This window comes from Pseudomonas sp. UME65, assembly GCF_014170225.1.
Lineage (GTDB): Bacteria > Pseudomonadota > Gammaproteobacteria > Pseudomonadales > Pseudomonadaceae > Aquipseudomonas > Aquipseudomonas protegens.
Window position 1 is genome coordinate 611,953 of the sequence record NZ_LZZQ01000013.1, and the last position, 24,124, is coordinate 636,076.

Here is a 24,124-nt window from a genome sequence, read left to right on the forward strand (position 1 = left end):
GTGGGGGTCAGAGCGGGTCGGCGCTGATGCTGACGCTCAGGGTGTGGTTGGCGCCCGGGGCCAGGGTGACGATGTCGTCCATCACGTTGGCGGTCTCGATGCACAGCATGCGCTGCCAGCCGTCGTCGGCCATGTCGCTGAATTGGGCGGCGCGGTCGATCCAGGGGTTCCAGATCACCGCGGTGCGCGAGCCTTCGCTGCGCAGGCGGATCCGCCGTTGCCAGTCCGGATCGACGATCTCCAGCTGCGTCGGGGCGTTCAGGTAGATGCGGTCGGTCTCGCCGGTAAAGTGCAGGCTGCCGCTCTGGACCTTGGTCTTCCAGTCTTCCAGGGTTTCGATGTAGCTCAGCCCGTCCACGCCTTCGACCTGCACCTGGCGCACATCGCTGACCGCGAAGTAGCTGTGCAGCGCCTGGCTGATGCTCACGCTTTCAGTGCCCAGGTTGTGGCTGCTGAGGCTGATGTGCAGTTGCTGGTCGAGGCGGATGCTCAGGCGCGGTTCCACTTGATGGGGCCAGCCGGGAAAACCACCCGCGGGGCAGGGCAGGCGCAGCTCCACCAGCAGGCTGTCACCCTGGCTTTCGATGCCCAGCAGTTCCCAGTCGGTGGCCCGCACCAGGCCGTGGGCCGGCGCCGGGTCAGTGCCTTGGCGCATGGCCTGCACCGCCTGCGGGTTGCGGGCAAAGTTGCCGAACCAGGGCCAGCACACCGGCACCCCGGCGCGGATGCTCTTGCCGCGCTTGAACACGGCCTCGTCGTTGAGCCAGATCAGCGGCTGTTGCCCGGCCACTTGATAACTGAGGATGTGCGCGCCCTGCTGGGCCACCAGCAGTTCGGCGTCACCGTGGCGGATGCGCCAGCAGTTCAGTTCATCCAGTTTTACCGTTTCGACCTGGGGCGTAGGCATGCTGCTGTTCTCGTTCGCAAGGTGTGGGCTGCTATGGACCGCAGAACGGTCATCAGGTTTAGCGCGCGCGCGGCGGAACCGAGCGGGTGCGGCCACTGCCATCGATGGCGACGAATACGAACACCGCCTCGGTGACCTTGCGCCATTCGCTGGACAGCGGGTCGTCGCTCCACACTTCCACCATCATCTGGATCGAGCTGCGGCCGATCTCCAGGGTCTGGGTATAGAAGGACAGCTGCGCGCCCACCGCCACCGGCACCAGGAACGCCATGCGGTCGATGGCCACCGTGGCCACCCGGCCACCGGCCACGCGGCTGGCCATGGCGGTGCCCGCCAGGTCCATCTGCGCGACCAGCCAGCCGCCGAAAATATCGCCAAAGCCGTTGGTTTCACGGGGCAGTGCGGTGATTTGCAAGGCCAGGTCGCCTTGCGGGATTGGATCTTCTTGTTCGAGTTCTATCATGCCGGGGGGCCTCTGACCCGTGACGCTTCATGGGTACTTCAGGTGAATAGCCGTCTTCAGGAAAAACGATTCAGCCCGAACATACTACGTTCGTCACGTTCTTTCTAAGGCGTGCTAAAGGGAAACTCTGCGAAATCGACTGGCGCTGGCCAGGGCCAGGGGCGCGCAGCAGCGTTTTCGCACAGCAACCCTTGCCAGAAGCGGCTTTGCGCTTCGAGGTCTGCGAGTATATCGGTCGATAGACTCCGCGACGACCCGTCCAGTTCGCAAATTTGTGAGTCATTTGTGCGCCGCTGTGTACGCATTCGAACAATTTGCTATCGTGCCGAACCTGCCAGGCCCCAACCAGCGCTGTTGCGGCTTCCAGAACCGACTAATAAGAGAAGCCCTTGCCATGACCACTGTGCCCTCGAGCGCCGCGCAGCCTGCGCAACCCGCCCGTCCGCTGACCCGTAGTGACTACAAGACATTGTCCCTGTCTGCCCTGGGCGGGGCGCTGGAGTTCTACGACTTCATCATCTTCGTGTTCTTTGCCACCGTGGTCGGCAAGCTGTTCTTCCCGGCGGACATGCCCGAGTGGCTGCGCCTGATGCAGACCTTCGGGATCTTCGCGGCCGGTTACCTGGCGCGGCCCCTGGGCGGGATCGTCATGGCTCACTTTGGCGACCTGCTGGGGCGCAAGAAGATGTTCACCCTGAGCATCTTCATGATGGCGGTGCCGACCCTGATCATGGGCCTGTTGCCGACCTACGCGCAGATCGGCATGTGGGCGCCGATCCTGCTGTTGCTGATGCGGGTGATCCAGGGGGCGGCCATCGGTGGTGAAGTGCCCGGGGCCTGGGTGTTCGTTTCCGAACACGTGCCCCAGCGGCATATCGGCTATGCCTGCGGCACCCTCACCTCGGGCCTGACTGCCGGGATTCTCCTGGGGTCGCTGGTGGCCACTGCGATCAACAGCATCTATACCCCGGTGGAAGTGGCGGATTACGCCTGGCGGATCCCGTTCCTGCTGGGTGGGGTGTTCGGCCTGTTCTCGGTGTACCTGCGCCGCCTGCTCCACGAAACCCCGGTGTTCGCCGAACTGCAACTGCGCAAGGCCCTGGCCGAGGAACTGCCGCTGCGCACGGTGCTGCGTGATCACCGCGGGGCGATCGTGATTTCCATGCTGCTGACCTGGCTGCTGTCCGCCGGGATCATCGTGGTGATCCTGATGACCCCCACCGTGCTGCAGACCGTCTATAAATTCCCGGCCATCACCGCCCTGGAGGCCAACAGCCTGGCCATTATCTTCCTGAGCCTGGGCTGCGTGGCCTCGGGTGCCCTGGCGGACCGATTTGGTGCGGGCAAGGTGTTCGTGTTCGGCAGCGCCTTGTTGCTGGTCACTTCCTGGACCTTTTATCACGGCCTGCTGGACAACCCGCAGTGGCTGTTTCCGCTGTATGCCCTGACCGGCCTGTTCGTCGGCACCATCGGTGCGGTGCCTTATGTGATGGTCAAGGCGTTCCCGGCAGTGGTGCGCTTCAGCGGCCTGTCGTTTTCCTACAACCTGGCGTACGCGATCTTCGGTGGCCTGACGCCGATGGTGGTGACCTGGCTGCTCAAGGAAAGCCCCATGGGCCCGGCCTATTATGTTGCAATTATTTGCGGCATCGGCCTGCTGGTGGGGTTGTACCTGTGGGCCAAGGGCCGCTGACCACCACCCTGTAGCCGCTGCGCAGGCCCTGCTGATGAGCTGAAGGGCGCCGCGACCCTGCGGGTCGATCGCAGCCTGCGGCAGCGGCTACAGAGGTTTTTATCGCCGAACAAAGAAAGGCCAGCTTCCGTTCAGGAATGCTGGCCTTTCATCTAATTGTCATATTCCGGACATAGAGTGTTCACACGGCCTACAGATACTTGGCCCCGACTTAACACACCCTATCTGCTAGGAGTAAGGCATGAAACTGAAGCGTTTGATGGCGGCAATGACCTTTGTCGCCGCTGGCGTTGCGACTGCCCACGCGGTTGCCGCTGTTGACCCTGCTATCCCGAGCTACACCAAGACCACTGGTGTGTCGGGCAACCTGTCCAGCGTCGGTTCCGATACCTTGGCGAACCTGATGACCCTGTGGGCCGAGAACTACAAAAAGGAATACCCGAACGTCAACATTCAGATTCAGGCCGCCGGCTCCGCCACCGCGCCACCCGCGCTGACCGAAGGCACCTCCAACCTGGGCCCGATGAGCCGCAAGATGAAGGACACGGAACTGGCGGCCTTCGAGCAGAAGTACGGCTACAAGCCAACCGCTATCCCGGTGGCCGTGGACGCCCTGGCGGTGTTCGTGCACAAGGACAACCCGATCCAGCACCTGACCATGGAACAGGTCGACGCGATCTTCTCCTCGACTCGTCTGTGCGGCGCCAAGGAAGAAGTGAAGACCTGGGGCGACCTGGGCGTGAAGGGCGACCTGGCCAACAAGCCGGTTCAGCTGTTCGGTCGCAACTCGGTATCCGGCACCTACGGCTACTTCAAGGAAGAAGCCCTGTGCAAAGGCGACTACAAGCCTAACGTCAACGAACAGCCTGGTTCGGCGTCGGTGGTGCAATCCATCAGCTCCTCGCTGAACGGCATCGGCTACTCGGGCATCGGCTACAAGACCGCCAGCGTGAAGACCGTGGCCCTGGCCAAGAAAGGCAGCACCGACTTCATCGAAGACACCGAAGAAAACGCCCTGAACGGCAAGTACCCGCTGTCGCGCTTCCTCTACGTCTACGTCAACAAGGCCCCGAACAAGCCTCTGGCCCCGCTGGAAGCCGAGTTCGTGAAACTGGTCCTGTCCAAACAAGGCCAGGAAGTGGTCGTCAAAGACGGCTACATCCCACTGCCAGCCAAGGTGGCCGCCAAGGCACTGGCTGACCTGGGCCTGAAAGAAGGCGCATAAGCCGCCTCCGAAGGTCCGGGCTCCCCGGACCCTCTCGTTTTCGTAGGAGCTGGCCGGGCGGCGTTCCGCTTGCCAGGCAAAGCGCCCGAAATGGCGACCCAGGCTCAAGGCTGGTTCGTCGGCCTGCCGGCTCCTGCAACCTCATTTTCTGTCCGCTGCCGGCCCTGCCATGCGGCGGATTTGTTGCGTCACTGCATTGTCATCTTTCTGTCATACAGGATCGCTAGGGTGTGCGCATGAATGATCTGGCCAACTCCACCATGACTACGACTTCTCCCCCCAAGCGCATTGACTTCAATACGCCTGAACTGCAACGCAAGCGTCGCATCCGCGCGCTCAAAGACCGCCTGACCCGTTGGTACGTCCTTGTCGGCGGCCTCGCGGTACTGGGTGCTATCACCCTGATCTTCTTCTTCCTCGCCTATGTCGTTGCGCCGCTGTTCCAGGGTGCCGAGCTGACCGCCAAGGACCCTCTGACTCCCGCCTGGATGCAGGACGCCGGCAAGCCGCTGATGTTCTCCCTGGAAGAGCAGAACCAGGTTGGCATGCGTGTCTCCGACAAGGGCCAGGCGCTGTTCTTCGACATCGATAGTGGCGCCGAGCTGCGCAAGGTCGACCTGCCGATCCCGGCGGGCGCCAGCGTCACCTCCATCGGCAAGGACCAGCCCGGCAACCCGCTGGTGGTGGTCGGCCTGTCCAACGGCCAGGCCCTGGTGTTCCGTCATACCTACAAGGTCAGCTACCCGGACGGCAAGAAGACCATCTCGCCGGCCATCGAGTACCCCTACGGCGAAACCCCCATCACCCTGAACGAGCAGGGCGGTGCGCTGGAGCACGTCAACCTCAATGCCACCGATTCGTCGCTGATCGTTGCCGGTTCTACCGCTTCGCAGTTGCAAGTGCTGAAGCTGACCCGCGAAGAAAACATGATGACCGGCGAGGTCACCAGCGAGCAGAGCCGCATCGAGCTGCCGCAGATGACCGAGCCGGTCAAGGCCATGTACATCGACCCGCGCCAGCAGTGGCTGTACGTGATCAACGGGCGCGCCCAGGCCGACGTCTTCAGCCTGCGGGACAAGAGCCTCAACGGTCGCTACAAACTGCTGGAAGACGCCGATACCGAAGTCACCGCCAGCACCCAGCTGGTGGGCGGCATCTCGCTGATCATCGGGACCTCCAAGGGCGGCCTGGCCCAGTGGTTCATGGCCCGCGACCCGGACGGCGAGCTGCGCCTGAAGCAGATCCGCACCTTCCAGATGGGCACTGCGCCCATTGTTGAAATCACCGCCGAAGAGCGTCGCAAGGGCTTCGTTGCCCTGGACGCCGCCGGCAAGCTCGGGGTGTTCCACAGCACCGCCCACCGCACCCTGCTGGTGGACCAGGTGGTAGACGGCCAGGGCCTGTTCGGCCTGTCGCCACGGGCCAACCGGGTGATCGTCGAGGCCGGCGGCAAGCTGCAGCCCCTGGTGCTCGACAACCCGCACCCGGAAGTGTCCTGGAGTGCGCTGTGGAGCAAGGTCTGGTACGAGAACTACGACGAGCCTAAATACGTCTGGCAATCCACCGCGGCCAACACCGATTTCGAACCCAAACTGAGCCTCTCGCCCCTGACCTTCGGTACCCTGAAGGCGGCGTTCTACGCCATGCTGCTGGCGGCGCCATTGGCGGTGGCGGCGGCGATCTACACCGCCTACTTCATGGCCCCGGGCATGCGCCGCAAGGTCAAGCCGGTGATCGAGCTGATGGAGGCGATGCCGACGGTGATCCTCGGTTTCTTCGCCGGCCTGTTCCTCGCGCCCTATGTCGAAGGCCACTTGCCGGGCATCTTCAGCCTGCTGCTCCTGCTGCCGATCGGCATCCTGGTGGCCGGTTTCGCCTGGAGTCGTTTGCCCGAGTCGCTGCGCCTGAAAGTGCCGGACGGCTGGGAGAGCGCGATCCTGATCCCGGTGATCATCTTCGTCGGCTTCCTCTCGCTGTACATGAGCCCGTTCATGGAAAACTGGTTCTTCGGTGGTGACATGCGCATGTGGATCTCCCACGACCTGGGGATCACCTACGACCAGCGCAACGCCTTGGTAGTGGGCCTGGCCATGGGCTTTGCGGTGATCCCGAATATCTACTCGATCGCCGAAGACGCCGTGTTCAGCGTGCCGCGGGGCCTGACCCTGGGCTCCCTGGCCCTGGGCGCCACGCCGTGGCAGACCATGACGCGGGTGGTGATCCTCACCGCCAGCCCGGGGATCTTCTCGGCGCTGATGATCGGCATGGGCCGCGCCGTGGGCGAGACCATGATCGTGCTGATGGCCACCGGCAACACCCCGGTCATGGAAATGAACCTGTTCGAAGGCCTGCGCACCCTGGCCGCCAACGTCGCGGTGGAAATGCCCGAATCGGAAGTCGGCGGCAGCCACTACCGCGTGCTGTTCCTCTCGGCGCTGGTGCTGCTGCTGTTCACCTTCGTCATGAACACCCTCGCCGAGCTGATCCGTCAGCGTCTGCGCAAGAAATACTCGTCGCTTTAAGAAAGGTAGAAGTCTGTGAAACAGAACTCCCTAAAAGACTGGTTCAAGAGCGGCGCCCCTGGCGTCTGGATCAGCGGTGGCGCGGTGTCCATCGCGGTCATCATGACCATCGGCCTGCTGGCGGTGATCGCCGTGCGTGGCCTCGGCCACTTCTGGCCAGCCGACCTGGTGCATGCCAACTACGACGTTCCGGGCCAGGCCAACCACCTGGTCATCGGTGAAGTGGTGCAGAAGGAAGAAGTGCCCCGGGCGCGCCTGAAGAGTGCCGGCCTGCCGGTGCCCGACCAGGGCCCGGAGTTCATGACCCGCGAGCTGATCAAGGTCGGCAACCGTGACCTGAACGGCAACGACTTCACCTGGATCGTCGGCGAGTGGCTGACCAACCAGAGCTACCCCAAAGAGCTGATGGCCATCGAGCGCCGTGAGTGGGGCAACTTCTACGGCTACCTGGTCAACGTCAAGGAAAGCGGCAAGGTGATCGCCGAAGGCGAAGCCGCCTGGCCCGAGCTGCAAGCGCGGATCGACCGGGTGAACAAGCTGGCCGCCCAGCTCAAGACCCTGGAGAAATCCGACATCGGCGCCATCAACGCCGGCCTGGAACGCATCCGCCTGCACGGCCGCAAGCTGGAGCTGGACGGCAAGCTGGATGCCGCGGCCCAGGCCGACATGGATGCCGAGCGCGCCGAACTCAATGCCCGCTACCAGGACATCGAGGCGCGCCTGAGCGACCTGCACGCCCAGTTCAACCGCGACAGCCTGACCGCCCGTGATGCCAACGGCAAGGAAGTGGAGATCGGCCTGGGCAAGGTGGTACACGCCTACCAGCCGAACGCCATGGGCACTTTTACCAAGATCGGTTTCTACTTCAGCAAGGTCTGGGAGTTCCTCAGCGATGACCCGCGCGAAGCCAACACCGAGGGCGGTATTTTCCCGGCCATTTTCGGCACCGTGATGATGACCCTGATCATGGCCATGATCGTCACTCCGTTCGGCGTGCTGGCAGCGGTCTACCTGCGTGAATATGCCAAGCAGAACACCCTGACCCGGGTGATCCGCATTGCGGTGAACAACCTGGCGGGGGTTCCGGCCATCGTCTACGGTGTGTTCGGCCTGGGCTTCTTCGTCTACGTGCTGGGCGGCTCCGTGGACCGTCTGTTCTTCCCCGAAGCGCTGCCGGCGCCGACCTTCGGCACCCCGGGCCTGCTCTGGGCTTCCCTGACCCTGGCGCTGCTGGCGGTGCCGGTGGTGATCGTGGCCACCGAAGAAGGCCTGGCGCGGATTCCCCGCACCGTGCGCGAAGGTTCCCTGGCGCTGGGTGCGACCAAGGCCGAGACCCTGTGGAAGATCGTTCTGCCCATGGCCAGCCCGGCGATGATGACCGGGATGATCCTCGCGGTCGCCCGCGCTGCCGGTGAAGTGGCGCCGCTGATGCTGGTGGGTGTGGTGAAGCTGGCGCCGTCGCTGCCGCTGGACGGCAACTACCCGTACCTGCACCTGGACCAGAAGATCATGCACCTGGGCTTCCACATCTACGACGTCGGCTTCCAGAGCCCCAACGTCGAGGCGGCGCGGCCGCTGGTGTACGCCACCGCGCTGCTGCTGGTGCTGGTGATCGCCACCCTGAACCTGTCGGCGGTGTGGATCCGTAACCACCTGCGTGAAAAATACAAGGCACTGGACAGCTGATCGGCTGGCTTGTGTGGACGCTGGCTTGCGTAGGAGCTGGCTTGCCAGCGAAGGCGTCCGCAAGGGCAACACAAGGCCTGCAGGCCTCTTCGCCGGCAAGCCGGCTCCTACAAACAGAATGATGTCGCCGCTGGCCTGATGCCTGCGGTTCACGACAAACGAATTGGTAGCACAGGGAGCATCCCATGCAACACGAAGCACACACTCATGGCATCAACATGTCCGCCCTGGGCCGCGACAAGCAGAGCCTGAGCCTGGAACAGGAAACCGTGGCCATCGAAGTGCCCGGCCTGAGCCTGTACTACGGCGAGAAACAGGCGCTGTTCGACGTCAGCATGAACATCCCCAAGCAGCGCGTGACCGCCTTCATCGGCCCGTCCGGTTGCGGCAAGTCGACCCTGCTGCGGACCTTCAACCGCATGAACGACCTGGTGGACGGCTGCCGCGTAGAGGGTGCGATCAACCTCTACGGCAACAACATCTATCGCAAGGGCGAAGACGTGGCCGAGCTGCGTCGCCGGGTCGGCATGGTGTTCCAGAAGCCCAACCCGTTCCCCAAGACCATCTATGAAAACGTGGTCTACGGCCTGCGCATCCAGGGCATCAACAAGAAGCGCGTGCTCGACGAAGCCGTGGAATGGGCCCTCAAGGGCGCGGCGCTGTGGGACGAGGTCAAGGACCGCCTGCATGATTCGGCCCTGGGCCTGTCCGGCGGCCAGCAGCAGCGTCTGGTGATCGCCCGGACCATCGCCGTGGAGCCGGAAGTGCTGCTGCTGGACGAACCCTGCTCGGCCCTGGACCCGATCTCGACCCTGAAGGTCGAGGAGCTGATCTATGAGCTCAAGTCCAAGTTCACCATCGTCATCGTGACCCACAACATGCAGCAGGCGGCGCGGGTTTCCGACTACACCGCCTTCATGTACATGGGCAAACTGGTGGAGTTCGGCGATACCGACACGCTGTTCACCAACCCGGCGAAGAAGCAGACCGAAGACTACATTACCGGGCGCTATGGCTAGAAAGCAGCTGCCAGCCGCAGGTTTCACGCGGCGCAACAGAGGCGGTGCGCGACATCCGGATCACTATTTAACTGCTTGAAGCTTGCGGCTTGAAGCTTGCAACTTTCGCGGAGCGAACACGATGATTTCGAAGGAAGGCTTAACCCATCACATCTCCCAGCAGTTCAATGCCGAGCTGGAAGAAGTACGCAGCCACCTCCTGGCCATGGGCGGGCTGGTGGAGAAGCAAGTCAATGACGCGGTCACAGCGCTGATCGAGGCCGACTCCGGCCTGGCCCAGCAGGTGCGCGAGATCGACGACCAGATCAACCAGATGGAACGCAATATCGACGAGGAATGCCTGCGCATTCTCGCCCGTCGCCAACCGGCGGCCTCGGACCTGCGTTTGATCATCAGCATCTCCAAGTCGGTGATCGACCTGGAGCGCATCGGCGACGAAGCCACCAAGATCGCCCGCCGGGCCATCCAGCTCTGCGAAGAGGGCGAGGCCCCGCGTGGCTACGTGGAAGTGCGGCATATCGGCGACCAGGTGCGCAACATGGTGCGCGATGCCCTGGACGCCTTTGCCCGCTTCGATGCCGACCTGGCACTTTCGGTGGCCCAGTACGACAAGATCATCGACCGCGAATACAAGACCGCGCTGCGTGAGCTGGCCACCTACATGATGGAAGACCCACGCTCTATCTCGCGGGTTCTGAGCATTATCTGGGTGCTGCGCTCGCTGGAGCGGATCGGCGACCACGCGCGCAACATTTCCGAGCTGGTGATTTATCTGGTGCGCGGCACCGATGTTCGTCACCTTGGGCTCAAGCGCATGAAGCAGGAAGTTGAAGGTACCAGTGGCGAATCCGCTAATGTTCCGGATGAAACTGACGATAAGTAAGAGTGCCCGAGAAGAGCGCCCGGCCTTTTGGCCGGGCGTTTTTGTTTGTGCTCCTGGAAATTGAAAAGCAGCACCCGCGAACGAAAAGTCCCGGCGTGACTGAAGAGTTTTGGCAAAGTGCCATCAGCCAGCGTTATGCTTGCCGGGATTTTTAAAGGGGTGGTCGATGAGTAAGGTAAGTGTGTTGGTGGTGGATGACGCTTCGTTCATTCGTGACCTGGTGAAGAAGTGCCTGCGCAACTACTTCCCTGGCATCAAGATCGAAGACGCGATCAATGGCAAGAAGGCCCAGGCGATGCTCGCCCGTGAAGCCTTCGACCTGGTCCTTTGCGACTGGGAAATGCCGGAAATGTCCGGCCTTGAGCTGCTGACCTGGTGCCGCGAGCAAGATGCGCTGAAGGCCATGCCGTTCATCATGGTCACCAGCCGGGGCGACAAGGAAAACGTGGTGCAGGCGATCCAGGCCGGGGTTTCCGGTTATGTGAGCAAGCCTTTTACCAACGAACAGCTGCTGACCAAGGTCAAGCAGGCGCTGAACAAGGTCGGCAAGCTCGACACCTTGATGAACAGCGCGCCGACCAAGATGAACTCGGCCTTTGGCAACGACTCCCTGAGCGCCCTGACTGGCGGCAAGCCGGCGGTGGTGGGGGCGGCTTCCGCTCCGGTCAATCCGTTCGCCAAACCGGCGGCTGCCGCCCCGGCTCCAGCTCCAGCGGCAGCAGCGCCGGCCCGCGGTTTGCTCAACAGCCCTCCGGTCAAGGCCCCGGCGCCTGCGGCAGCGGCCGGTGGTGGTCGTGGCCAGGGCCAACTGCGGCTGTCCAGCGGCAACCAGCAGTGTGTGATCAAGGCCCTGAGCATCAAGGAAGCCTTGCTGGTGGTGAAGCGCACCGACAGCCTGCCCCAGGTGCTGGAGAGCGCGGTGCTGGACCTGGAGCAGGGCGACAACGCCGAAGTGGCGCGGCTCAATGGCTACCTGCATGCGGTGGTGGCCTTTGAACCCAAGCCGGACAGCGAGTGGCTGCAGCTGACTTTCCGCTTCGTGGACCAGGATGCCCAGAAGCTCGACTACATCTCCCGCCTGATCGCCCGCGGCACCGCCCAGAAGCACTTCGTTCCAGGCGCCTGATCCTTGCCGGCCGCCTCGCTGTAGGAGCTGGCTTGCCAGCGAATGCGCCCGCAAGGGCAGCACAAGGCTTGAAGGCCTCTTCGCCGGCAAGCCGGCTCCTACGGTGGCAGGTGCGTAAGCCGCGAGAACACCCTCTTGCTGTGTAGGAGCTGGCTTGCCAGCGAAGGCGCCCACAAGGGCAGAACAAGGCTTGAAGGCCTCTTCGCCGGCAAGCCGGTTCCTGCGGCGGCAGGTGCGTAAGCCGCGAGAACACCCTCTTGCTGTGTAGGAGCTGGCTTGCCAGCGAAGGCGCCCGCAAGGGCAGCACAAGGCTTGAAGGCCTCTTCGCCGGCAAGCCGGCTCCTGCGGTGATGGGAGGCTGCGGAAATCTGCTGAAAACACTTTCCCACTGCGGGCTTTTGCCGGCCGCCGAGGCGGGCTGCTGCGTCATCCCGCTATCGAGCGAGCAACTCGCAACATAGGCCGTAACCCTCAAGCTACAAGGCGTGCTCCGCCCCCCTCGGTACTTTCCGCCGTACGTCAGATTAATTTCTTTGCGCTTGATTTATATCTGTTTGGATATAGATTTCAGGTGGCGCGCTCTTTTGTTCACTCCTTGCGGCCATGCCTTGAAACAACCCGGCGCGACCGGTCCTGGCCGTGTTGATTAGCCTTGTTCCTGGTCATTAACAGGAGAGGTTCGATGCCCAGGCACAAGGATGTGGTGTTTGTCGGGAGCGCGCTGCGGGATCTCAGGGCATTCCCTGAAGATGCCCGTCGGGCCGCCGGTTTCCAGCTGGATCTGCTGCAGCAGGGCGAACAGCCCTACGATTGCAGGTCGGTGAAAACCATTGGCCCGGGCGTTTTCGAGATCAGGATTCATGAGGACTCCGGGGCGTTTCGGTTGTTCCATGTGGTCCGGCGGGCCGCGGCCATTTATGTGTTGCACGCGGTGCGCAAGACCACCCGCAAGACCGAGGCGCGGGATATCGAGCTGGCTCGTGCCAGATTTCAGCAAGCAGGTTCACGCCATGACTGACCAACCGATCAACCAGCGCTTTGCCAGTGTCTGGGATGCCCTTGAAGCCACCCCCCAGGAGGCCGCCAACATGCGCCTGCGGGCCAAGCTGATGCTGGAACTGGGCAAGACCGTGCAGGCCTGGGGGGTGTCGCAGAAGGAGGCGGCCAGGCGCCTCAATATCACCCAGCCCCGGCTCAACGATGTGCTCAGCGGCAAGATCAACAAGTTCTCCCTCGATGCGCTGGTCAACCTCTGCGAGGCGGCGCAACTGGGGGTGGACATCCACTTCGACGCTGGCGGCATTGAACCCTTGGCGCCCGCCTGATTCATACAAGCTCCATATCAGGCTGCTAGCGTGATTCCACCCTCTGCCAAGAAGCTGCCGAATGTTTGTGCGCCTGCTGTTTTTCTGTGGATTGTCTTTAGCCGCCACGTCGCTGGCGGCGATGACTGTGTACAAGTCCATCGACGCCAATGGCGTGGTCTCCTACAGCGACCGGCCTTCGCCGGGGGCCCAGGAGTTCGTGTTCCGCGACCGCATGGTGGAGCACCTTGAGCGCCAGGTGCGCCTGGATATCCAGAAGCACAGGGGGGTGGATGCGGTGTATGTGCGCAATGACCTGTATGCCCCGGTGGAAGTGGAGTTGAGCTTTGCCGGGTTGAACAATGTCAGCGGCGCTCCGGGGCAGCCGATCCGCCAGGTGCTGCCGGCACGCAGCAGGCAGCGCCTGGCGCTGCTCACGGCGATTCGCGCCGACCAGCCTCTGAGCTATGCCCCCAGATTCCGTTATTCCCTGGGGGATCCGGCAGGCGCCACCCAGGCCTATCGCTATCCGCTGCCCTGGCGTGGCGGGCCGTTTCGCCTGACCCAGGGCGCCAATGGCCAATACAGCCATTTCAGCCCCAAGAGCCGCTATGCGATGGATATCGCCATGCCGGTGGGGACGCCGATCATTGCCGCCCGGGGCGGGGTGGTGGTGAAGACCGAGAACGCCCAGAACGGGCGGGGCAATAACCCGGCGGGCAATTTCGTCCGGGTGCTGCACGACGACGGCACCATGGGCGTGTACCTGCACCTCAAGCAGGGGTCGGTCAGCGTGCGGGAGGGCCAGCGAGTGGCGGTGGGCAGCGCCCTGGGGCTGTCGGGCAACACCGGCAACAGCAGTGGGCCGCACCTGCATTTCGTGGTGCAGCGCAATACCGGGTTGGGGCTGGTGTCGATTCCCTATCAGTTCAACCAGCCCCTGGGAGATTTGCCGAATTTTGCCCTGGGCAACCAATAACCTGCCCGTAGGAGCCGGCTTGGCGGCGAAAGGGCCGTCAATCCAGCATCAGCACCTTGGCCAGGATGATCTTCGGTCCCTTCATCTTCTTGATGATGATGCGCAGGCCTTCGACTTCCAGTACTTCTTCCTCTTCCGGCACCCGTTTCAGGGTTTCGTACACCAGGCCGGCGAGGGTTTCGGCCTCGATATGGTCCAGGTCGATGCCCAGCAGGCGTTCCACCTTGAACAGCGGGGTGTCACCGCGCACCAGCAGCTTGCCCGGCTGGTAGGCCAGGATGCCGCGCTCGGTCTTGCGGTGTTCGTCCTGGATATCGCCCACCAGCACTTCAAGCACGTCTTCCATGGTCAGGTAGCCAATGACCTTGCCGTCGGCTTCTTCCACCAGGGCGAAGTGCGAGCCGCCCTTGCGGAACTGCTCCAGCAACTGCGACAGCGGCATGTGCCGGGATACGCGCTCCAGCGGGCGGGTCAGCTCGGCCAGGTTGAACGACTCGGGAATGTGGTCCAGGGCCGCCAGTTCCAGCAGCAGGTCCTTGATGTGCAGCAGGCCGACGAATTCGTTGCGCTCGCTGTCGTAGACCGGGTAGCGGCTGAACTTGTGGCGACGGAACAGGGCGAGGATTTCCTTGAGCGGCGCGTTGAACTCGACGCTGATCAGGTCTTCCCGGGAATTGGCCCAGTCCACCACTTCCAGTTCGCCCATTTCCACCGCCGAGGCCAGTACGCGCATGCCCTGGTCGCTGGGGTCCTGGCCGCGGCTGGAGTGCAGGATCAGCTTGAGTTCTTCTCGGCTGTAGTGGTGTTCGTGGTGCGGGCCGGGCTCGCCCTGCCCGGCGATGCGCAAGATGGTGTTGGCGCTGGCGTTGAGCAGGTAGATGGCCGGGTACATCAGCCAGTAGAACAGGTACAGCGGCACCGCCGTCCACAGCGACAGCAGCTCCGGCTTGCGGATCGCCCAGGATTTGGGCGCCAGCTCGCCGACCACGATGTGCAGGTAGGAAATGATGAAGAACGCGGTGAAGAACGACACGCCGCGGATCACTTCCGGAGAGCTCACGCCCAGGGCGCCCAGCAGCGGCTCCAGCAGATGGGCGAAGGCCGGCTCACCGACCCAGCCCAGGCCCAGGGAGGCCAGGGTGATGCCCAGTTGGCAGGCCGAGAGGTAGGCGTCGAGCTGGCTGTGCACGGTGCGCAGGATCTGCCCGCGCCAGCCGTTCTTGTGGGCAATGGCCTCGACCCGGGTCGAGCGCAGCTTGACCATGGCGAACTCCGCCGCAACGAAAAAGCCGTTGAGCAGGACCAGGATCAGAGCAAAAAGAATCATGCCGAAGTCGGCGAAAAGAGACGCGAGGGTAAAACCAGGGGAAGGGTCCATGATGGAGTTTTGCGGGTTCCGTGTATTCGAAAAGGAAGGAAATGCGGTGCCTGAAAGGCAGGCACAAGTTACGCAATGTAGCGGCTGACAGGGCAATTGCCTAGGGGCGAGTGGCTGTCAGCGCTGGTCGGTCAGGCTCTGGGTGCGGTTTTTCTTCACTTGGGCCGGAACGAAATGGCAGGTGAAGGTGCTGCCGTGGCCCAGCACGCTGCTGATCTCCAGGCGCGCACGGTGGCGCAGCAGCACATGCTTGACGATGGCCAGGCCCAGGCCGGTGCCGCCGGTGTTGGAGTTGCGGCTCGAATCCACCCGGTAGAAGCGTTCGGTGAGGCGCGGCAGGTGCTTGTTGTCGATGCCGATCCCCGAGTCCTGCACGCTCAGGTGCGCGCCCTGTTCGTCGCCCCACCAGCGAATGCGGATATTGCCTTCGGCCGGGGTGTATTTCACTGCGTTGAACACCAGGTTGGAGAAGGCGCTGCGCAGCTCCGCCTCGCTGCCCTTGAGTTGTACCGAGGCATCGGCTTCCAGGGTGATGCGCTGGTTGCGTTCCCCGGACAGCGCCTGGGCGTCGCTCTTGATCGATTGCAGCAGCACGTCGATGGGCACTGGCTGGTTGTCCGACGGGTAGTCCGTGGCCTCCAGCTTGGCCAGCAACAGCAGGTCGTTGAGCAAGGTCTGCATGCGTCCGCCTTGCTGCTGCATCTGCTGCAGGGCGCGGCTCCAGCGCGGGTTCACTTCCTCGACGTTGTCCAGCAGGGTCTCCAGGTAGCCGCAGATCACCGTCAGCGGCGTGCGCAGCTCGTGGGAGACGTTGGCGATGAAGTCCTTGCGCATCTGTTCCAGCTGGTGGATGCGGGTCACGTCGCGCACCAGCATCAGGTGCTCGTTGTTGCCGTAGCGGGTGATATAGAGCTGGATGCGTACCCGGTCGTTGGCCGGGGAGGGGATTTCCAGTGGCTCGGCGTAGCTGTCCTGCTCGAAGTATTCCTTGAAGCGCGGATGGCGCACCAGGTTGGTCACCGGCTGGCCGCTGTCCTGGGGCGTCTTGAGCCCCAGCAGGGTCTCGGCGGCGCGGTTCCACCATTCCAGGTTGCCGTCGCTGTCGAGCATGATCACCGCGTCCTTAAGGGCCGCGGTGGACTCCTGGACCCGGTCGATCACCGCCTGCAGGCGCCCGCGCACCCGCTGATCGCGGCGTTGCAGGTGGTAGATGCTGTCGAACACCTCGCCCCACAGGCCATAACCGTCGGGGGGCGCTTCGTCGGGTTGATGCAGGCGCAGCCATTCGTGCAGGCGCAGCAACTGCTTGAGGGTCCAGGCCAGGTAGAGCCCTAAGCCAGCGGCCAGGCTCCAGCCGTAGTAGCCGCTGATCAGGCCCACCAGCAGGCAGCCGGTGATCAACAGCAACATGTGGCGAATCAGGGTGCCATGCCAGTTTTGATTCACTTGAAACACGTCCGTGGAGGGTGGCGCAGCTCCAAGCTGCAAGTGTTGAAGCGGTCACTCATCGGCGTGCCGCTTGTCGCTTGCCGCTGCCGTCAGGCCTTGGTGGAAAAACGATAGCCGGTGCCGCGCACGGTTTGTACCAGATTCTCGTAGGCATCGCCCAGGGCCTTGCGCAGCCGGCGGATATGCACGTCCACGGTGCGTTCCTCGACGTACACATTGCCGCCCCAGACCTGGTCCAGCAGCTGGCCACGGGTGTAGGCACGCTCCTGGTGGGTCATGAAGAACTGCAGCAGGCGGTATTCGGTAGGGCCCATTTCCGCGGGCTTGCCGTCGATGGTCACCCGGTGGCTGATGGGGTCCAGCAGCAGGCCGCCGACTTCGATTGGCGCTTCGCCATCGGTAGGGCCGGCACGGCGCAGCACGGCCTTGAGGCGGGCCACCAGTTCGCGGGGGGAGAACGGCTTGGTGATGTAGTCGTCGGCGCCGACTTCCAGGCCCTGGATCTTGTTGTCCTCTTCACCCTTGGCGGTGAGCATGATGATCGGGATGTCCCCGGTCAGCTCGTCGCGCTTGAGGCGCCGCGCCAACTCGATGCCGGAAGTGCCGGGCAGCATCCAGTCCAGCAGGATCAGGTCCGGCTTGCGGTCGACGATGATGGCATGGGCCTGCTGAGAGTTCTCTGCCTCCATGCAGTCATAGCCGGCCATTTCCAACGCAACGGCGATCATTTCGCGAATAGGCGCTTCGTCGTCAACGATCAGAATGCTTCTGCCAACCATGCTTGAACCTCTTGTCATTTAACTGTCTTGCGCCGCATTAGATAACGGAATTATTGCAGTCGTGTGACAGTATTTCAGGTCGCGGGGCGGGGTGCTGCTTCGTGGACTAAGCTTTGAGTCCGATTCCTGACAACCACAAAAGAAGGTTTCCATGACTCTGTTCAAGCAATCGTTGAAAGTCCTGCTGGTAGGCGCTGTCCTGGCCCTGCCGACATTCGCCATGGCCGCCGACCCGGCAATGAGCAAGGACGGCGTGCTGGTAGACCACAAGGGCATGACCCTCTACACCTTTGCCAAGGATGCCGACGGCAAGTCCATGTGCAATGACAAATGCGCTGCCAACTGGCCGCCGCTGATGGCCGAGGGCAGTGACAAGGCCATGGGCAAGTGGACGGTGATCAAGCGTGACGACGGCAAGATGCAGTGGGCCTACGACGGCAAGCCGCTGTATGGCTTCGTGATGGACAAGAAGGCCGGTGACATGACCGGCGAAGGCAAGATGGACGGCGCCTGGAAGGTCGCGAAATCCGACTGACCTCCCGCCGCCCTCCGGGCCATTCGCAGCTTGCGGCAGCGGCTACACCGATCTCTGTAGCCGCTGCCGAGCCCTGGCAAAGCTGCGAAAAGGCCCATAGGGCCTTGCTTGACGGTCTAGCGCAACGCGTAATCCAGCACCACCCCGACAAAGATCGCCAGGCCCGCCCAGTGGTTATGCAGGAAGGCCTTGAAGCACTTCATCCGGTCGCGATCGCGGGTGTACCAGAACTCCCAGGCGAAACACGCCGCCGCCACCGCCAGCCCCAGGTGGAACCAGCCCCCCAGATTGAACCGTGCCCCGGCCAGCAGCAGGCAACCCAGGGACAAGCCCTGCAGGGTGAGAATGATCACCCGGTCGGCATCGCCGAACAGGATCGCCGTGGACTTGACCCCGATTTTCAGGTCATCGTCACGGTCGGTCATGGCGTAGTAAGTGTCGTAGCCCACGGTCCACAGCAGGTTGGCGATGTACAGCAGCCACGCGGTGGCCGGCAGTTCGCCGTTCTGCGCGGTGAAGGTCATCAGGATGCCCCAGGAATACGCCGCCCCCAGTACCACCTGCGGGTAATAGGTGTAGCGCTTCATGAAGGGGTAGCAGGCGGCCAGGGCCAGGGCGCCGAACGACAGCCAGACCGTGGTGGCGTTGGTGCACAGCACCAGCAGGAAGGCGGCGCCCATCAGCACCGCGAACAGTATCAGGGCCTCCTTGGCGCTGACTTTGCCGGTGGCCAGGGGCCGCTGGTCGGTGCGCTTGACCTGGCCGTCCACCTTGCGGTCGGCGAAGTCGTTGATGGCGCAGCCGCCGGCGCGGGTCAGCACCACCCCGAAGGTGAAGATCAGCACATGGCTCAGGGACGGCTGGCCCTCGGCGGCGATCCACAGCGCCACCAGGGTTGGCCATAGCAGCAGATAGATGCCGATGGGCTTGTCCATGCGCGCCAGTTGCAGGAAGTCCCAGGCCCGCGGGTGCAGGCGATTGAGGGATTTGAGCAGGCTCAGGTACATCAGCAGGCCTCCGGTCGGGCGTCTATGGCGGTCCACAGGCTGGGCAGGAAGATTTCCGCCACCAGCAGGCTCAGGGGGCCGCGGTCAAAGCGTGAGCGACGGCCCCACAGGCCGTTGTCGGCAACGGCAGCGGGCAGCCAGTGCCGGGGGTAGCGGCAGACTTCGATGGGCTGGCGGGTAAAGGCCTGGTCGCAGAACAGCAACTCGCCCAGGGAGCGGCTGCCCAGTTCGTCGATATTCAGGCCGCCTTCGAGCAGGGCGCTGCGGGCGGCGACGCTACGGGCGAACACCCAGGCCTGGCCGTGCCCGCGCAAGTACACCTCGCGCACCCAGCCTTCGCTCTGTTCGGGCAGGCCCAGGGCGGCGCATTCGTCGTTGCGCAGGGTTTGCCACTCTTGCACCAGCGGGGTGACGCTGAAGGCGTTGTGGGACAGCCGGGTCAGGCGCCGGGTCAGCGACCCTTCATCGAACAGCCAGTTGGCAACGGCTGTGCCGGGGAAGGGGGACAAACGGCTTTGCACCAGCCAGGTGGGGGCCGGGGCGGGGGGCATTGAGTGCGGCACAGTGGGTCAGTATTGGCAGCAAATGAGGCGGCGAGCTTAGCATGGCGATCGCCGGTTTTGATTGATCCAGGACGCCCGGCGGCACGAACGTGCTTGCATCTGCCGGTAGTGATCAGTAAAAAACCCCAGTGCCGGACGCTGATCAGCGTGGCCTTCTAGAGTCGATCCATCGACCGACCCACCGGCGAAGCCTGAACCCTTGAGGAAATGCATCAATGAAAAAGTGGCAATGTGTGGTCTGCGGCCTGATTTACAACGAAGCGGAAGGCTGGCCGGACGACGGTATTTTGCCGGGTACCCGTTGGGAAGATGTACCCGCGGACTGGCTCTGCCCGGACTGCGGCGTGGGCAAGATGGATTTCGAAATGATCGAGATCGCTTGATCGACTTTTGTGGCTTGAACAACCAATAACAAGGAGCAGGGAATGAGCGCACCGGTAGTGATCGTGGGGACGGGCCTGGCGGGTTACAACCTGGCCCGGGAGTTTCGCAAGCTCGACAGCGAGACGCCGCTGCTGTTGATCACTGCCGACGATGGCCGTTCCTACTCCAAGCCGATGCTGTCCACCGGCTTCGGCAAGAACAAGGACGCCGACGGCCTGAGCATGGCCGAGCCCGGCGCCATGGCCGAGCAGCTCAAGGCCGAGGTCCGCACCCACACCCGCATCAGCGGCATCGACCCGGGCCACAAGCGTCTGTGGATCGGCGAGGAAGCGGTGGCCTATCGCGACCTGATCCTGGCCTGGGGCGCGGAAACCGTGCGGGTGCCGGTGCAGGGCGACGCATCCGAACTGATTTTCCCCATCAATGACCTGGAAGACTACGCGCGCTTTCGCAGCGCCGCGGCCGGCAAGCGTCGGGTGCTGCTGCTGGGCGCCGGGCTGATCGGCTGCGAGTTCGCCAATGACCTGATCCTCGGCGGCTACAGCGTGGACCTGGTGGCACCTTGCGAGCAGGTGATGCCGACCCTGCTGCACCCGGCCGCAGCGGCGGCGGTCCAGGCCGGGCTGGAGAGCCTGGGCGCGCGCTTCCACCTGGGCCCGGTGCTCAACCGCCTGCAGCGCAGCGCCGACGGTCTGGAAGCCCACCTGTCCGATGGCCAGGTGATCGCCTGCGACCTGGTGGTCTCGGCCATCGGCCTGCGCCCGCGCATCGACCTGGCGGCTGCCGCCGGGCTGGTGGTCAATCGCGGAGTGGTGGTGGACCGCGAGCTGAAAACCTCCCACGCCAATATCTATGCCCTGGGCGATTGCGCCGAGGTCGACGGTCTCAACCTGCTGTACGTGATGCCGCTGATGAGCTGCGCCCGGGCGCTGGCGCAGACCCTGGCGGGCAAGCCGACGGCGGTCAGCTACGGGCCGATGCCGATCACCGTCAAGACTCCGGTCTGCCCCCTGGTGGTGTCGCCGCCGCCCCGTGGCGCCGAAGGCGTATGGACTGCAGAAGGGCAGGGGGCCGACATCAAGGTCCTGTGCCGCAACGCCGAAGGCCAGTTGCTGGGCTACGCCCTGACCGGGGCCGCGGTGATGGAAAAACTGGCCCTGAACAAGGAACTTCCTGCGCTGCTGGCTTAAATACCGGTCGTTCTGTCGGAATAACCCGGTTCTTGCCCTCACAAAGGTCGCGGGGAGACTGGCGCCACTCTCAAGCGCGTGCCATCCTCACACCCGTCTGCCGCAGCGTAGAGCCTGCGGCGCCTTGGGCGCTGTTCCCGTGAACAGCACGGACATAACAACAAAAAACCGTCAAAGAGGCTTCACACTATGCGTAAACCAGAACTCGCCGCAGCCATTGCTGAAAAAGCGGACCTGACCAAAGAGCAGGCCAATCGCGTGCTCAACGCCATTCTTGAAGAGATCACCGGGGCTCTGCACCGCAAAGACAGCGTCACCCTGGTTGGTTTTGGCACCTTCCTGCAACGCCACCGTGGCGCCCGCACCGGCAAGAACCCGCAGACCGGCGAGCCGGTAAAGATCAAGGCCAGCAACACCGTGGCATTCAAACCGGGCAAGTCGCTGAAAGACAGCGTCAACCCATAAGCATTGAGCGGGCTCCCGGCAGCGGGAGCACGCAGGGGAAATAGGCACGCCGAGCGCATCGGGTGCCTATTTTTTTGCCTGCCGTTTGCCCGCAGATGTTCTTGCGAAGCCGCTTTGGCGTGGCTAGGATGCGCGATCGTTCGATTTTTGATCTAAGGCCAAGGATGACCCGCCCCACTGACAGCCCCCTTTCATGGGCCGCCCTGCTGCACGGCCTGGCAAGCCCCGGTTTAGTTGCCCTGGTCGTGGGCTGCCTGTTCAGCCTTGGCCTGTCATCGGCCGCTGCCGGCAACGACTCGCGACTGGAGCAGATCGGCTATCGCGAGGCCCTCAGCTGGTTCCACAGCCAGAAATACGACAGTTCCGGCGCCTGGCTTTGCGGCTATTCCCTGGCCCGCGAGGACTACAGCGTGGCGCCCAGGGCTCCGCGCCTGCTGGTGGAAGTGGACCAGCGCTTTCTTTACCTCAAGACCGCCGGCCAGCTGGTGGAACTCACCGGCGCCGCCCAGGGCCCGGAACGCAGCGAGTACCAGAGCACCGGCGCTCATATCCGGGTCACCCTGAACATCCTCAAGCGCAACAATTTCAGCGAGTACCAGGAGTCTCACGACCGCCAGGTGCTGGCGCGCATCGAGATGAACGACCAGGTCGAAACCCTCACCCTCAAGGGGCAATCATGCGGTACCTGAACCTGGCAGGCCTGGGCCTGCTGATCGCCTGCGCGGCCACGCCCGCCCTGGCGGATGAATCGAACCCGGGCAAGGGTTGCTACGGCTACCTCACCGAACTGGTGCGCAGCAGCGATTTTCCCTACCGCGACTTCACCACCCCGGAGCACCTCAAGCTGCTGATCGACCGCGACGATGGCGACCAACTGAGCCTGCAGCTGTTCTACGAAACCTCCGGCAGCGGGATCATCGGCTGGGTCCGCTACGACGTGCCGCAGCAGGCCCTGTGGAACGTCAGCATCGATCCCGAAGAGCCCCAGGCCCTCAAGTTCGATCAAGGCTTCGCCCGTGCCTACGCGTCCTGCCTGGAAGCGCGTTGAGGGGCCACGGCCGCTGCGCAGAGTTGCCGAGTGGTTCCTTGATTGTTGCCGGCCGTTGCCTGAATATTTGCCACTCTCCGAATCACCCTTTCAGCATGGAACGCCAAACTCTTGTCCACCTACCGCATTCAAGAAGCCGATCTCGATATTCCTGACGCCTGGCAGGACCAGAGCATCAATATCTTCAAGCTGCCAGCCGTTGGCGGTGCCCAGGAAGCCAGCTTCGTCATCAGCCGCGACCCGAGCCAGGGCGACGCCGCCTTTGCCGATTATGTCGCCGCGCAGCTGAAGGCTGCCGAGCAGCAACTGCCAGGTTTCAACCTGATCAAGCGCTGGGACTTCGACATGCAGGGCCATGCCGCCGTGCTGCTGGACTACAGCTGGAAACGCGAAGGGCGCGAGCTGATGCTGCGCCAGGTCTTCATCGAGCGTAAGCCGGCCGTGCTGATCACCACCCTGACCACCACGGTCAACGACCTGGTGCATCATGAGCCAGCCTGGAAACAGGCCATGCAGAGCCTCAAGCCGCAGCCTTCGAAAGCCTGATCGGTCAACCTGCCCTGAGGCGCATTGCCCGGTAGCCGAACTCTAGGAACCGACATGAAGTTCAACGATCTGTTCGTCAGTCGCGAGGAGATGTTCTCGATGGGCATCGAGGAATCCACCGGCCAGTACTACCTGACCTTTCCGGTGAGCCTTGGGGTGGTCGACTACGAGGAGTACTACGCCATCGAGCGCGCGACCTTCGAACAGTTCGAACAGGATCTGCAGGCCGCGCTGGCGTTCATCAGCCGCGCCAGAAAGCGCGAGCTGGACGCGTTGCTGATCATCAAGCCGGGCAAGAATCGCGGCTCGGCGATTTGACCCGGCCTCCAACAGGCGCTCAGTTCAGTGCTGCCAGTAGTTGCTTGTTGAACGACTCTTTCAGGTCCTGATGACCGGTGTAGCCCAGGGTCTGCTCGCTCATGATCTTCGCTAGCGTTTCGTCGTCCGGTTTGATTTTGTTGGTTTTCAAGGCGATAAAAATCAGTGGGACCGGATAGGAGTAATACTTTGGCCTGTCTATGACATCGCTCACCAGCGCGGGGCTGACGCTGAAGAGGTTGAACAGAATAGGCAGGTGAACATCCTGGAGCTGGCGCAGAATCACCTGGCAGGTATTTTCAATACCTTGCTCTGTCACGGGCAGTAGCGGGCAGGCAGCTTTTTCACTGACCGTCGACAAGCTGTAGATAAATTTCGGATTGGCCAGGTTGGACGGGTAGGGCGGGTTTATCTGGTCGATCTCGGCCTGCAGGGCCGGGTGTTCGACGAAGATGATGATTTCGTAGGCGCGGGTGTTGGCCAGGTATTCGAAATGCAGGGTCGCCACGGCGCCCGATTCTTTCTGTGCAACCACCACTTTGTTCTTGGTGACTTTTACTCCGGGGTAACCCGAGAGCTCGCTCTTCAAAAAAAGCTGGAGCGCCTTTTCAAAGTTGCTGCGCAATTCCTTGGTGTCTGCTTTCATTTCTCGATT

26 protein-coding genes are annotated in these 24,124 nt (G+C 63.0%); 18 read left to right on the forward strand and 8 right to left on the reverse strand.

The features are described 5' to 3' along the window. Positions 1-7: 7 nt before the first annotated feature. Positions 8-907: a D-hexose-6-phosphate mutarotase gene (locus A9971_RS17650; RefSeq protein WP_183001248.1), complete on the reverse strand. Its 900-nt coding sequence runs from the start codon at positions 905-907 to the stop codon at positions 8-10. A 58-nt stretch (positions 908-965) separates the two neighbouring features. Next, the gene (locus A9971_RS17655; protein WP_003229628.1) at positions 966-1,370 is read right to left on the reverse strand and encodes an acyl-CoA thioesterase; all 405 of its coding nucleotides are present in this window, start codon (positions 1,368-1,370) and stop codon (positions 966-968) included. Between the two features lie 394 nt (positions 1,371-1,764). Between A9971_RS17655 and A9971_RS17660 the strand changes: the two genes are divergently transcribed. The 10 genes from A9971_RS17660 (at position 1,765) to A9971_RS17705 (ending at position 13,807) form a co-directional block, all read left to right on the forward strand. Then, complete coding sequence (locus A9971_RS17660; protein WP_019094638.1) at positions 1,765-3,063, forward strand: MFS transporter; 1,299 nt, start codon at positions 1,765-1,767, stop codon at positions 3,061-3,063. 241 nt (positions 3,064-3,304) lie between these two features. Next, a complete protein-coding gene (locus tag A9971_RS17665) occupies positions 3,305-4,288 on the forward strand; it encodes a phosphate ABC transporter substrate-binding protein PstS (protein ID WP_011064285.1) in 984 nt (327 codons plus the stop codon). Between the two features lie 488 nt (positions 4,289-4,776). Next, a complete protein-coding gene (locus tag A9971_RS17670) occupies positions 4,777-6,810 on the forward strand; it encodes an ABC transporter permease subunit (protein ID WP_169892551.1) in 2,034 nt (677 codons plus the stop codon). A gap of 15 nt (positions 6,811-6,825) precedes the next feature. Further along, positions 6,826-8,496, forward strand: coding sequence for a phosphate ABC transporter permease PstA (gene pstA, locus A9971_RS17675; RefSeq protein WP_011064283.1), 1,671 nt, complete (start codon positions 6,826-6,828; stop codon positions 8,494-8,496). A 185-nt stretch (positions 8,497-8,681) separates the two neighbouring features. Continuing rightward, positions 8,682-9,515: a phosphate ABC transporter ATP-binding protein PstB gene (pstB, locus tag A9971_RS17680; protein ID WP_011064282.1), complete on the forward strand. Its 834-nt coding sequence runs from the start codon at positions 8,682-8,684 to the stop codon at positions 9,513-9,515. Positions 9,516-9,636: 121 nt separating this feature from the next. Beyond that, positions 9,637-10,398, forward strand: a complete 762-nt coding sequence (phoU, locus tag A9971_RS17685) for a phosphate signaling complex protein PhoU (RefSeq protein ID WP_011064281.1) — start codon at positions 9,637-9,639, stop codon at positions 10,396-10,398. A gap of 166 nt (positions 10,399-10,564) precedes the next feature. Beyond that, on the forward strand, positions 10,565-11,524 hold the full coding sequence (locus tag A9971_RS17690) for a response regulator (protein WP_019093932.1): 960 nt from the start codon (positions 10,565-10,567) through the stop codon (positions 11,522-11,524). Positions 11,525-12,206: 682 nt separating this feature from the next. Continuing rightward, on the forward strand, positions 12,207-12,542 hold the full coding sequence (locus A9971_RS17695; RefSeq protein ID WP_183001247.1) for a type II toxin-antitoxin system RelE/ParE family toxin: 336 nt from the start codon (positions 12,207-12,209) through the stop codon (positions 12,540-12,542). Then, entirely contained in the window at positions 12,535-12,849 is a 315-nt protein-coding gene (locus tag A9971_RS17700; RefSeq protein WP_011064278.1) for a helix-turn-helix domain-containing protein, read from the forward strand. Before A9971_RS17695 ends, A9971_RS17700 begins: the two co-directional genes overlap by 8 nt. Positions 12,850-12,910: 61 nt before the next feature. Then, the gene (locus A9971_RS17705; protein WP_011064277.1) at positions 12,911-13,807 is read left to right on the forward strand and encodes a M23 family metallopeptidase; all 897 of its coding nucleotides are present in this window, start codon (positions 12,911-12,913) and stop codon (positions 13,805-13,807) included. A 37-nt stretch (positions 13,808-13,844) separates the two neighbouring features. Here the strand turns inward: A9971_RS17705 and A9971_RS17710 are convergent, their stop codons facing one another. From A9971_RS17710 to phoB, 3 genes are all read right to left on the reverse strand, one after another. Beyond that, positions 13,845-15,185: a hemolysin family protein gene (locus A9971_RS17710; protein WP_011064276.1), complete on the reverse strand. Its 1,341-nt coding sequence runs from the start codon at positions 15,183-15,185 to the stop codon at positions 13,845-13,847. A 117-nt stretch (positions 15,186-15,302) separates the two neighbouring features. Continuing rightward, positions 15,303-16,595: a phosphate regulon sensor histidine kinase PhoR gene (phoR, locus tag A9971_RS17715; protein ID WP_220803088.1), complete on the reverse strand. Its 1,293-nt coding sequence runs from the start codon at positions 16,593-16,595 to the stop codon at positions 15,303-15,305. Positions 16,596-16,723: 128 nt separating this feature from the next. Then, entirely contained in the window at positions 16,724-17,413 is a 690-nt protein-coding gene (phoB, locus tag A9971_RS17720) for a phosphate regulon transcriptional regulator PhoB (RefSeq protein WP_003177195.1), read from the reverse strand. Positions 17,414-17,564: 151 nt separating this feature from the next. On the opposite strand from phoB, the gene A9971_RS17725 reads away from it, so the two are divergent. Beyond that, positions 17,565-17,948 carry a hypothetical protein gene (locus A9971_RS17725; RefSeq protein ID WP_011064274.1) on the forward strand — a complete coding sequence of 128 codons (384 nt, stop codon included), beginning with the start codon at positions 17,565-17,567 and terminating at the stop codon, positions 17,946-17,948. 116 nt (positions 17,949-18,064) lie between these two features. Here the strand turns inward: A9971_RS17725 and ubiA are convergent, their stop codons facing one another. Together ubiA and A9971_RS17735 are read right to left on the reverse strand one after the other, a co-directional pair. Next, a complete protein-coding gene (gene ubiA, locus A9971_RS17730; protein WP_011064273.1) occupies positions 18,065-18,955 on the reverse strand; it encodes a 4-hydroxybenzoate octaprenyltransferase in 891 nt (296 codons plus the stop codon). Beyond that, positions 18,955-19,518 carry a chorismate lyase gene (locus A9971_RS17735; RefSeq protein WP_123431120.1) on the reverse strand — a complete coding sequence of 188 codons (564 nt, stop codon included), beginning with the start codon at positions 19,516-19,518 and terminating at the stop codon, positions 18,955-18,957. The genes ubiA and A9971_RS17735 overlap by 1 nt, the downstream gene beginning before the upstream one ends. Before the next feature lie 215 nt (positions 19,519-19,733). On the opposite strand from A9971_RS17735, the gene A9971_RS17740 reads away from it, so the two are divergent. The 7 genes from A9971_RS17740 (at position 19,734) to A9971_RS17770 (ending at position 23,469) form a co-directional block, all read left to right on the forward strand. After that, entirely contained in the window at positions 19,734-19,901 is a 168-nt protein-coding gene (locus A9971_RS17740; RefSeq protein ID WP_011064271.1) for a rubredoxin, read from the forward strand. Between the two features lie 42 nt (positions 19,902-19,943). Next, complete coding sequence (locus A9971_RS17745) at positions 19,944-21,092, forward strand: NAD(P)/FAD-dependent oxidoreductase (RefSeq protein ID WP_053154601.1); 1,149 nt, start codon at positions 19,944-19,946, stop codon at positions 21,090-21,092. A gap of 189 nt (positions 21,093-21,281) precedes the next feature. Beyond that, positions 21,282-21,557, forward strand: a complete 276-nt coding sequence (locus A9971_RS17750; RefSeq protein ID WP_011064269.1) for an HU family DNA-binding protein — start codon at positions 21,282-21,284, stop codon at positions 21,555-21,557. Positions 21,558-21,721: 164 nt separating this feature from the next. After that, positions 21,722-22,246: a hypothetical protein gene (locus A9971_RS17755; protein ID WP_041120418.1), complete on the forward strand. Its 525-nt coding sequence runs from the start codon at positions 21,722-21,724 to the stop codon at positions 22,244-22,246. Further along, complete coding sequence (locus A9971_RS17760) at positions 22,234-22,605, forward strand: hypothetical protein (RefSeq protein WP_041120416.1); 372 nt, start codon at positions 22,234-22,236, stop codon at positions 22,603-22,605. Before A9971_RS17755 ends, A9971_RS17760 begins: the two co-directional genes overlap by 13 nt. Positions 22,606-22,716: 111 nt before the next feature. Continuing rightward, positions 22,717-23,151, forward strand: a complete 435-nt coding sequence (locus A9971_RS17765; RefSeq protein ID WP_015637489.1) for a DcrB-related protein — start codon at positions 22,717-22,719, stop codon at positions 23,149-23,151. 54 nt (positions 23,152-23,205) lie between these two features. Then, positions 23,206-23,469, forward strand: a complete 264-nt coding sequence (locus A9971_RS17770; protein WP_183001246.1) for a hypothetical protein — start codon at positions 23,206-23,208, stop codon at positions 23,467-23,469. 19 nt (positions 23,470-23,488) lie between these two features. On the opposite strand, the gene A9971_RS17775 is transcribed toward A9971_RS17770, so the two are convergent. Continuing rightward, entirely contained in the window at positions 23,489-24,115 is a 627-nt protein-coding gene (locus A9971_RS17775; protein WP_183001244.1) for a hypothetical protein, read from the reverse strand. Positions 24,116-24,124 lie beyond the last annotated feature (9 nt).

Coding starts and splice junctions, on each gene's coding strand:
- A9971_RS17700 (WP_011064278.1), top strand. CDS start 12,535: ATGACTGACCAACCGATCAACCAGCGCTTTGCCAGTGTCTGGGATGCC.
- phoU (WP_011064281.1), top strand. CDS start 9,637: ATGATTTCGAAGGAAGGCTTAACCCATCACATCTCCCAGCAGTTCAAT.
- A9971_RS17690 (WP_019093932.1), top strand. CDS start 10,565: ATGAGTAAGGTAAGTGTGTTGGTGGTGGATGACGCTTCGTTCATTCGT.
- ubiA (WP_011064273.1), bottom strand. CDS start 18,955: ATGTACCTGAGCCTGCTCAAATCCCTCAATCGCCTGCACCCGCGGGCC.
- A9971_RS17650 (WP_183001248.1), bottom strand. CDS start 907: ATGCCTACGCCCCAGGTCGAAACGGTAAAACTGGATGAACTGAACTGC.
- A9971_RS17760 (WP_041120416.1), top strand. CDS start 22,234: ATGCGGTACCTGAACCTGGCAGGCCTGGGCCTGCTGATCGCCTGCGCG.
- A9971_RS17695 (WP_183001247.1), top strand. CDS start 12,207: ATGCCCAGGCACAAGGATGTGGTGTTTGTCGGGAGCGCGCTGCGGGAT.
- A9971_RS17670 (WP_169892551.1), top strand. CDS start 4,777: ATGCAGGACGCCGGCAAGCCGCTGATGTTCTCCCTGGAAGAGCAGAAC.
- A9971_RS17665 (WP_011064285.1), top strand. CDS start 3,305: ATGAAACTGAAGCGTTTGATGGCGGCAATGACCTTTGTCGCCGCTGGC.
- A9971_RS17725 (WP_011064274.1), top strand. CDS start 17,565: ATGACTCTGTTCAAGCAATCGTTGAAAGTCCTGCTGGTAGGCGCTGTC.
- A9971_RS17775 (WP_183001244.1), bottom strand. CDS start 24,115: ATGAAAGCAGACACCAAGGAATTGCGCAGCAACTTTGAAAAGGCGCTC.
- A9971_RS17770 (WP_183001246.1), top strand. CDS start 23,206: ATGAAGTTCAACGATCTGTTCGTCAGTCGCGAGGAGATGTTCTCGATG.
- phoB (WP_003177195.1), bottom strand. CDS start 17,413: ATGGTTGGCAGAAGCATTCTGATCGTTGACGACGAAGCGCCTATTCGC.
- A9971_RS17755 (WP_041120418.1), top strand. CDS start 21,722: ATGACCCGCCCCACTGACAGCCCCCTTTCATGGGCCGCCCTGCTGCAC.
- A9971_RS17745 (WP_053154601.1), top strand. CDS start 19,944: ATGAGCGCACCGGTAGTGATCGTGGGGACGGGCCTGGCGGGTTACAAC.
- A9971_RS17705 (WP_011064277.1), top strand. CDS start 12,911: ATGTTTGTGCGCCTGCTGTTTTTCTGTGGATTGTCTTTAGCCGCCACG.
- pstB (WP_011064282.1), top strand. CDS start 8,682: ATGCAACACGAAGCACACACTCATGGCATCAACATGTCCGCCCTGGGC.
- phoR (WP_220803088.1), bottom strand. CDS start 16,595: ATGTTGCTGTTGATCACCGGCTGCCTGCTGGTGGGCCTGATCAGCGGC.
- A9971_RS17740 (WP_011064271.1), top strand. CDS start 19,734: ATGAAAAAGTGGCAATGTGTGGTCTGCGGCCTGATTTACAACGAAGCG.
- A9971_RS17655 (WP_003229628.1), bottom strand. CDS start 1,370: ATGATAGAACTCGAACAAGAAGATCCAATCCCGCAAGGCGACCTGGCC.
- A9971_RS17750 (WP_011064269.1), top strand. CDS start 21,282: ATGCGTAAACCAGAACTCGCCGCAGCCATTGCTGAAAAAGCGGACCTG.
- A9971_RS17710 (WP_011064276.1), bottom strand. CDS start 15,185: ATGGACCCTTCCCCTGGTTTTACCCTCGCGTCTCTTTTCGCCGACTTC.
- A9971_RS17660 (WP_019094638.1), top strand. CDS start 1,765: ATGACCACTGTGCCCTCGAGCGCCGCGCAGCCTGCGCAACCCGCCCGT.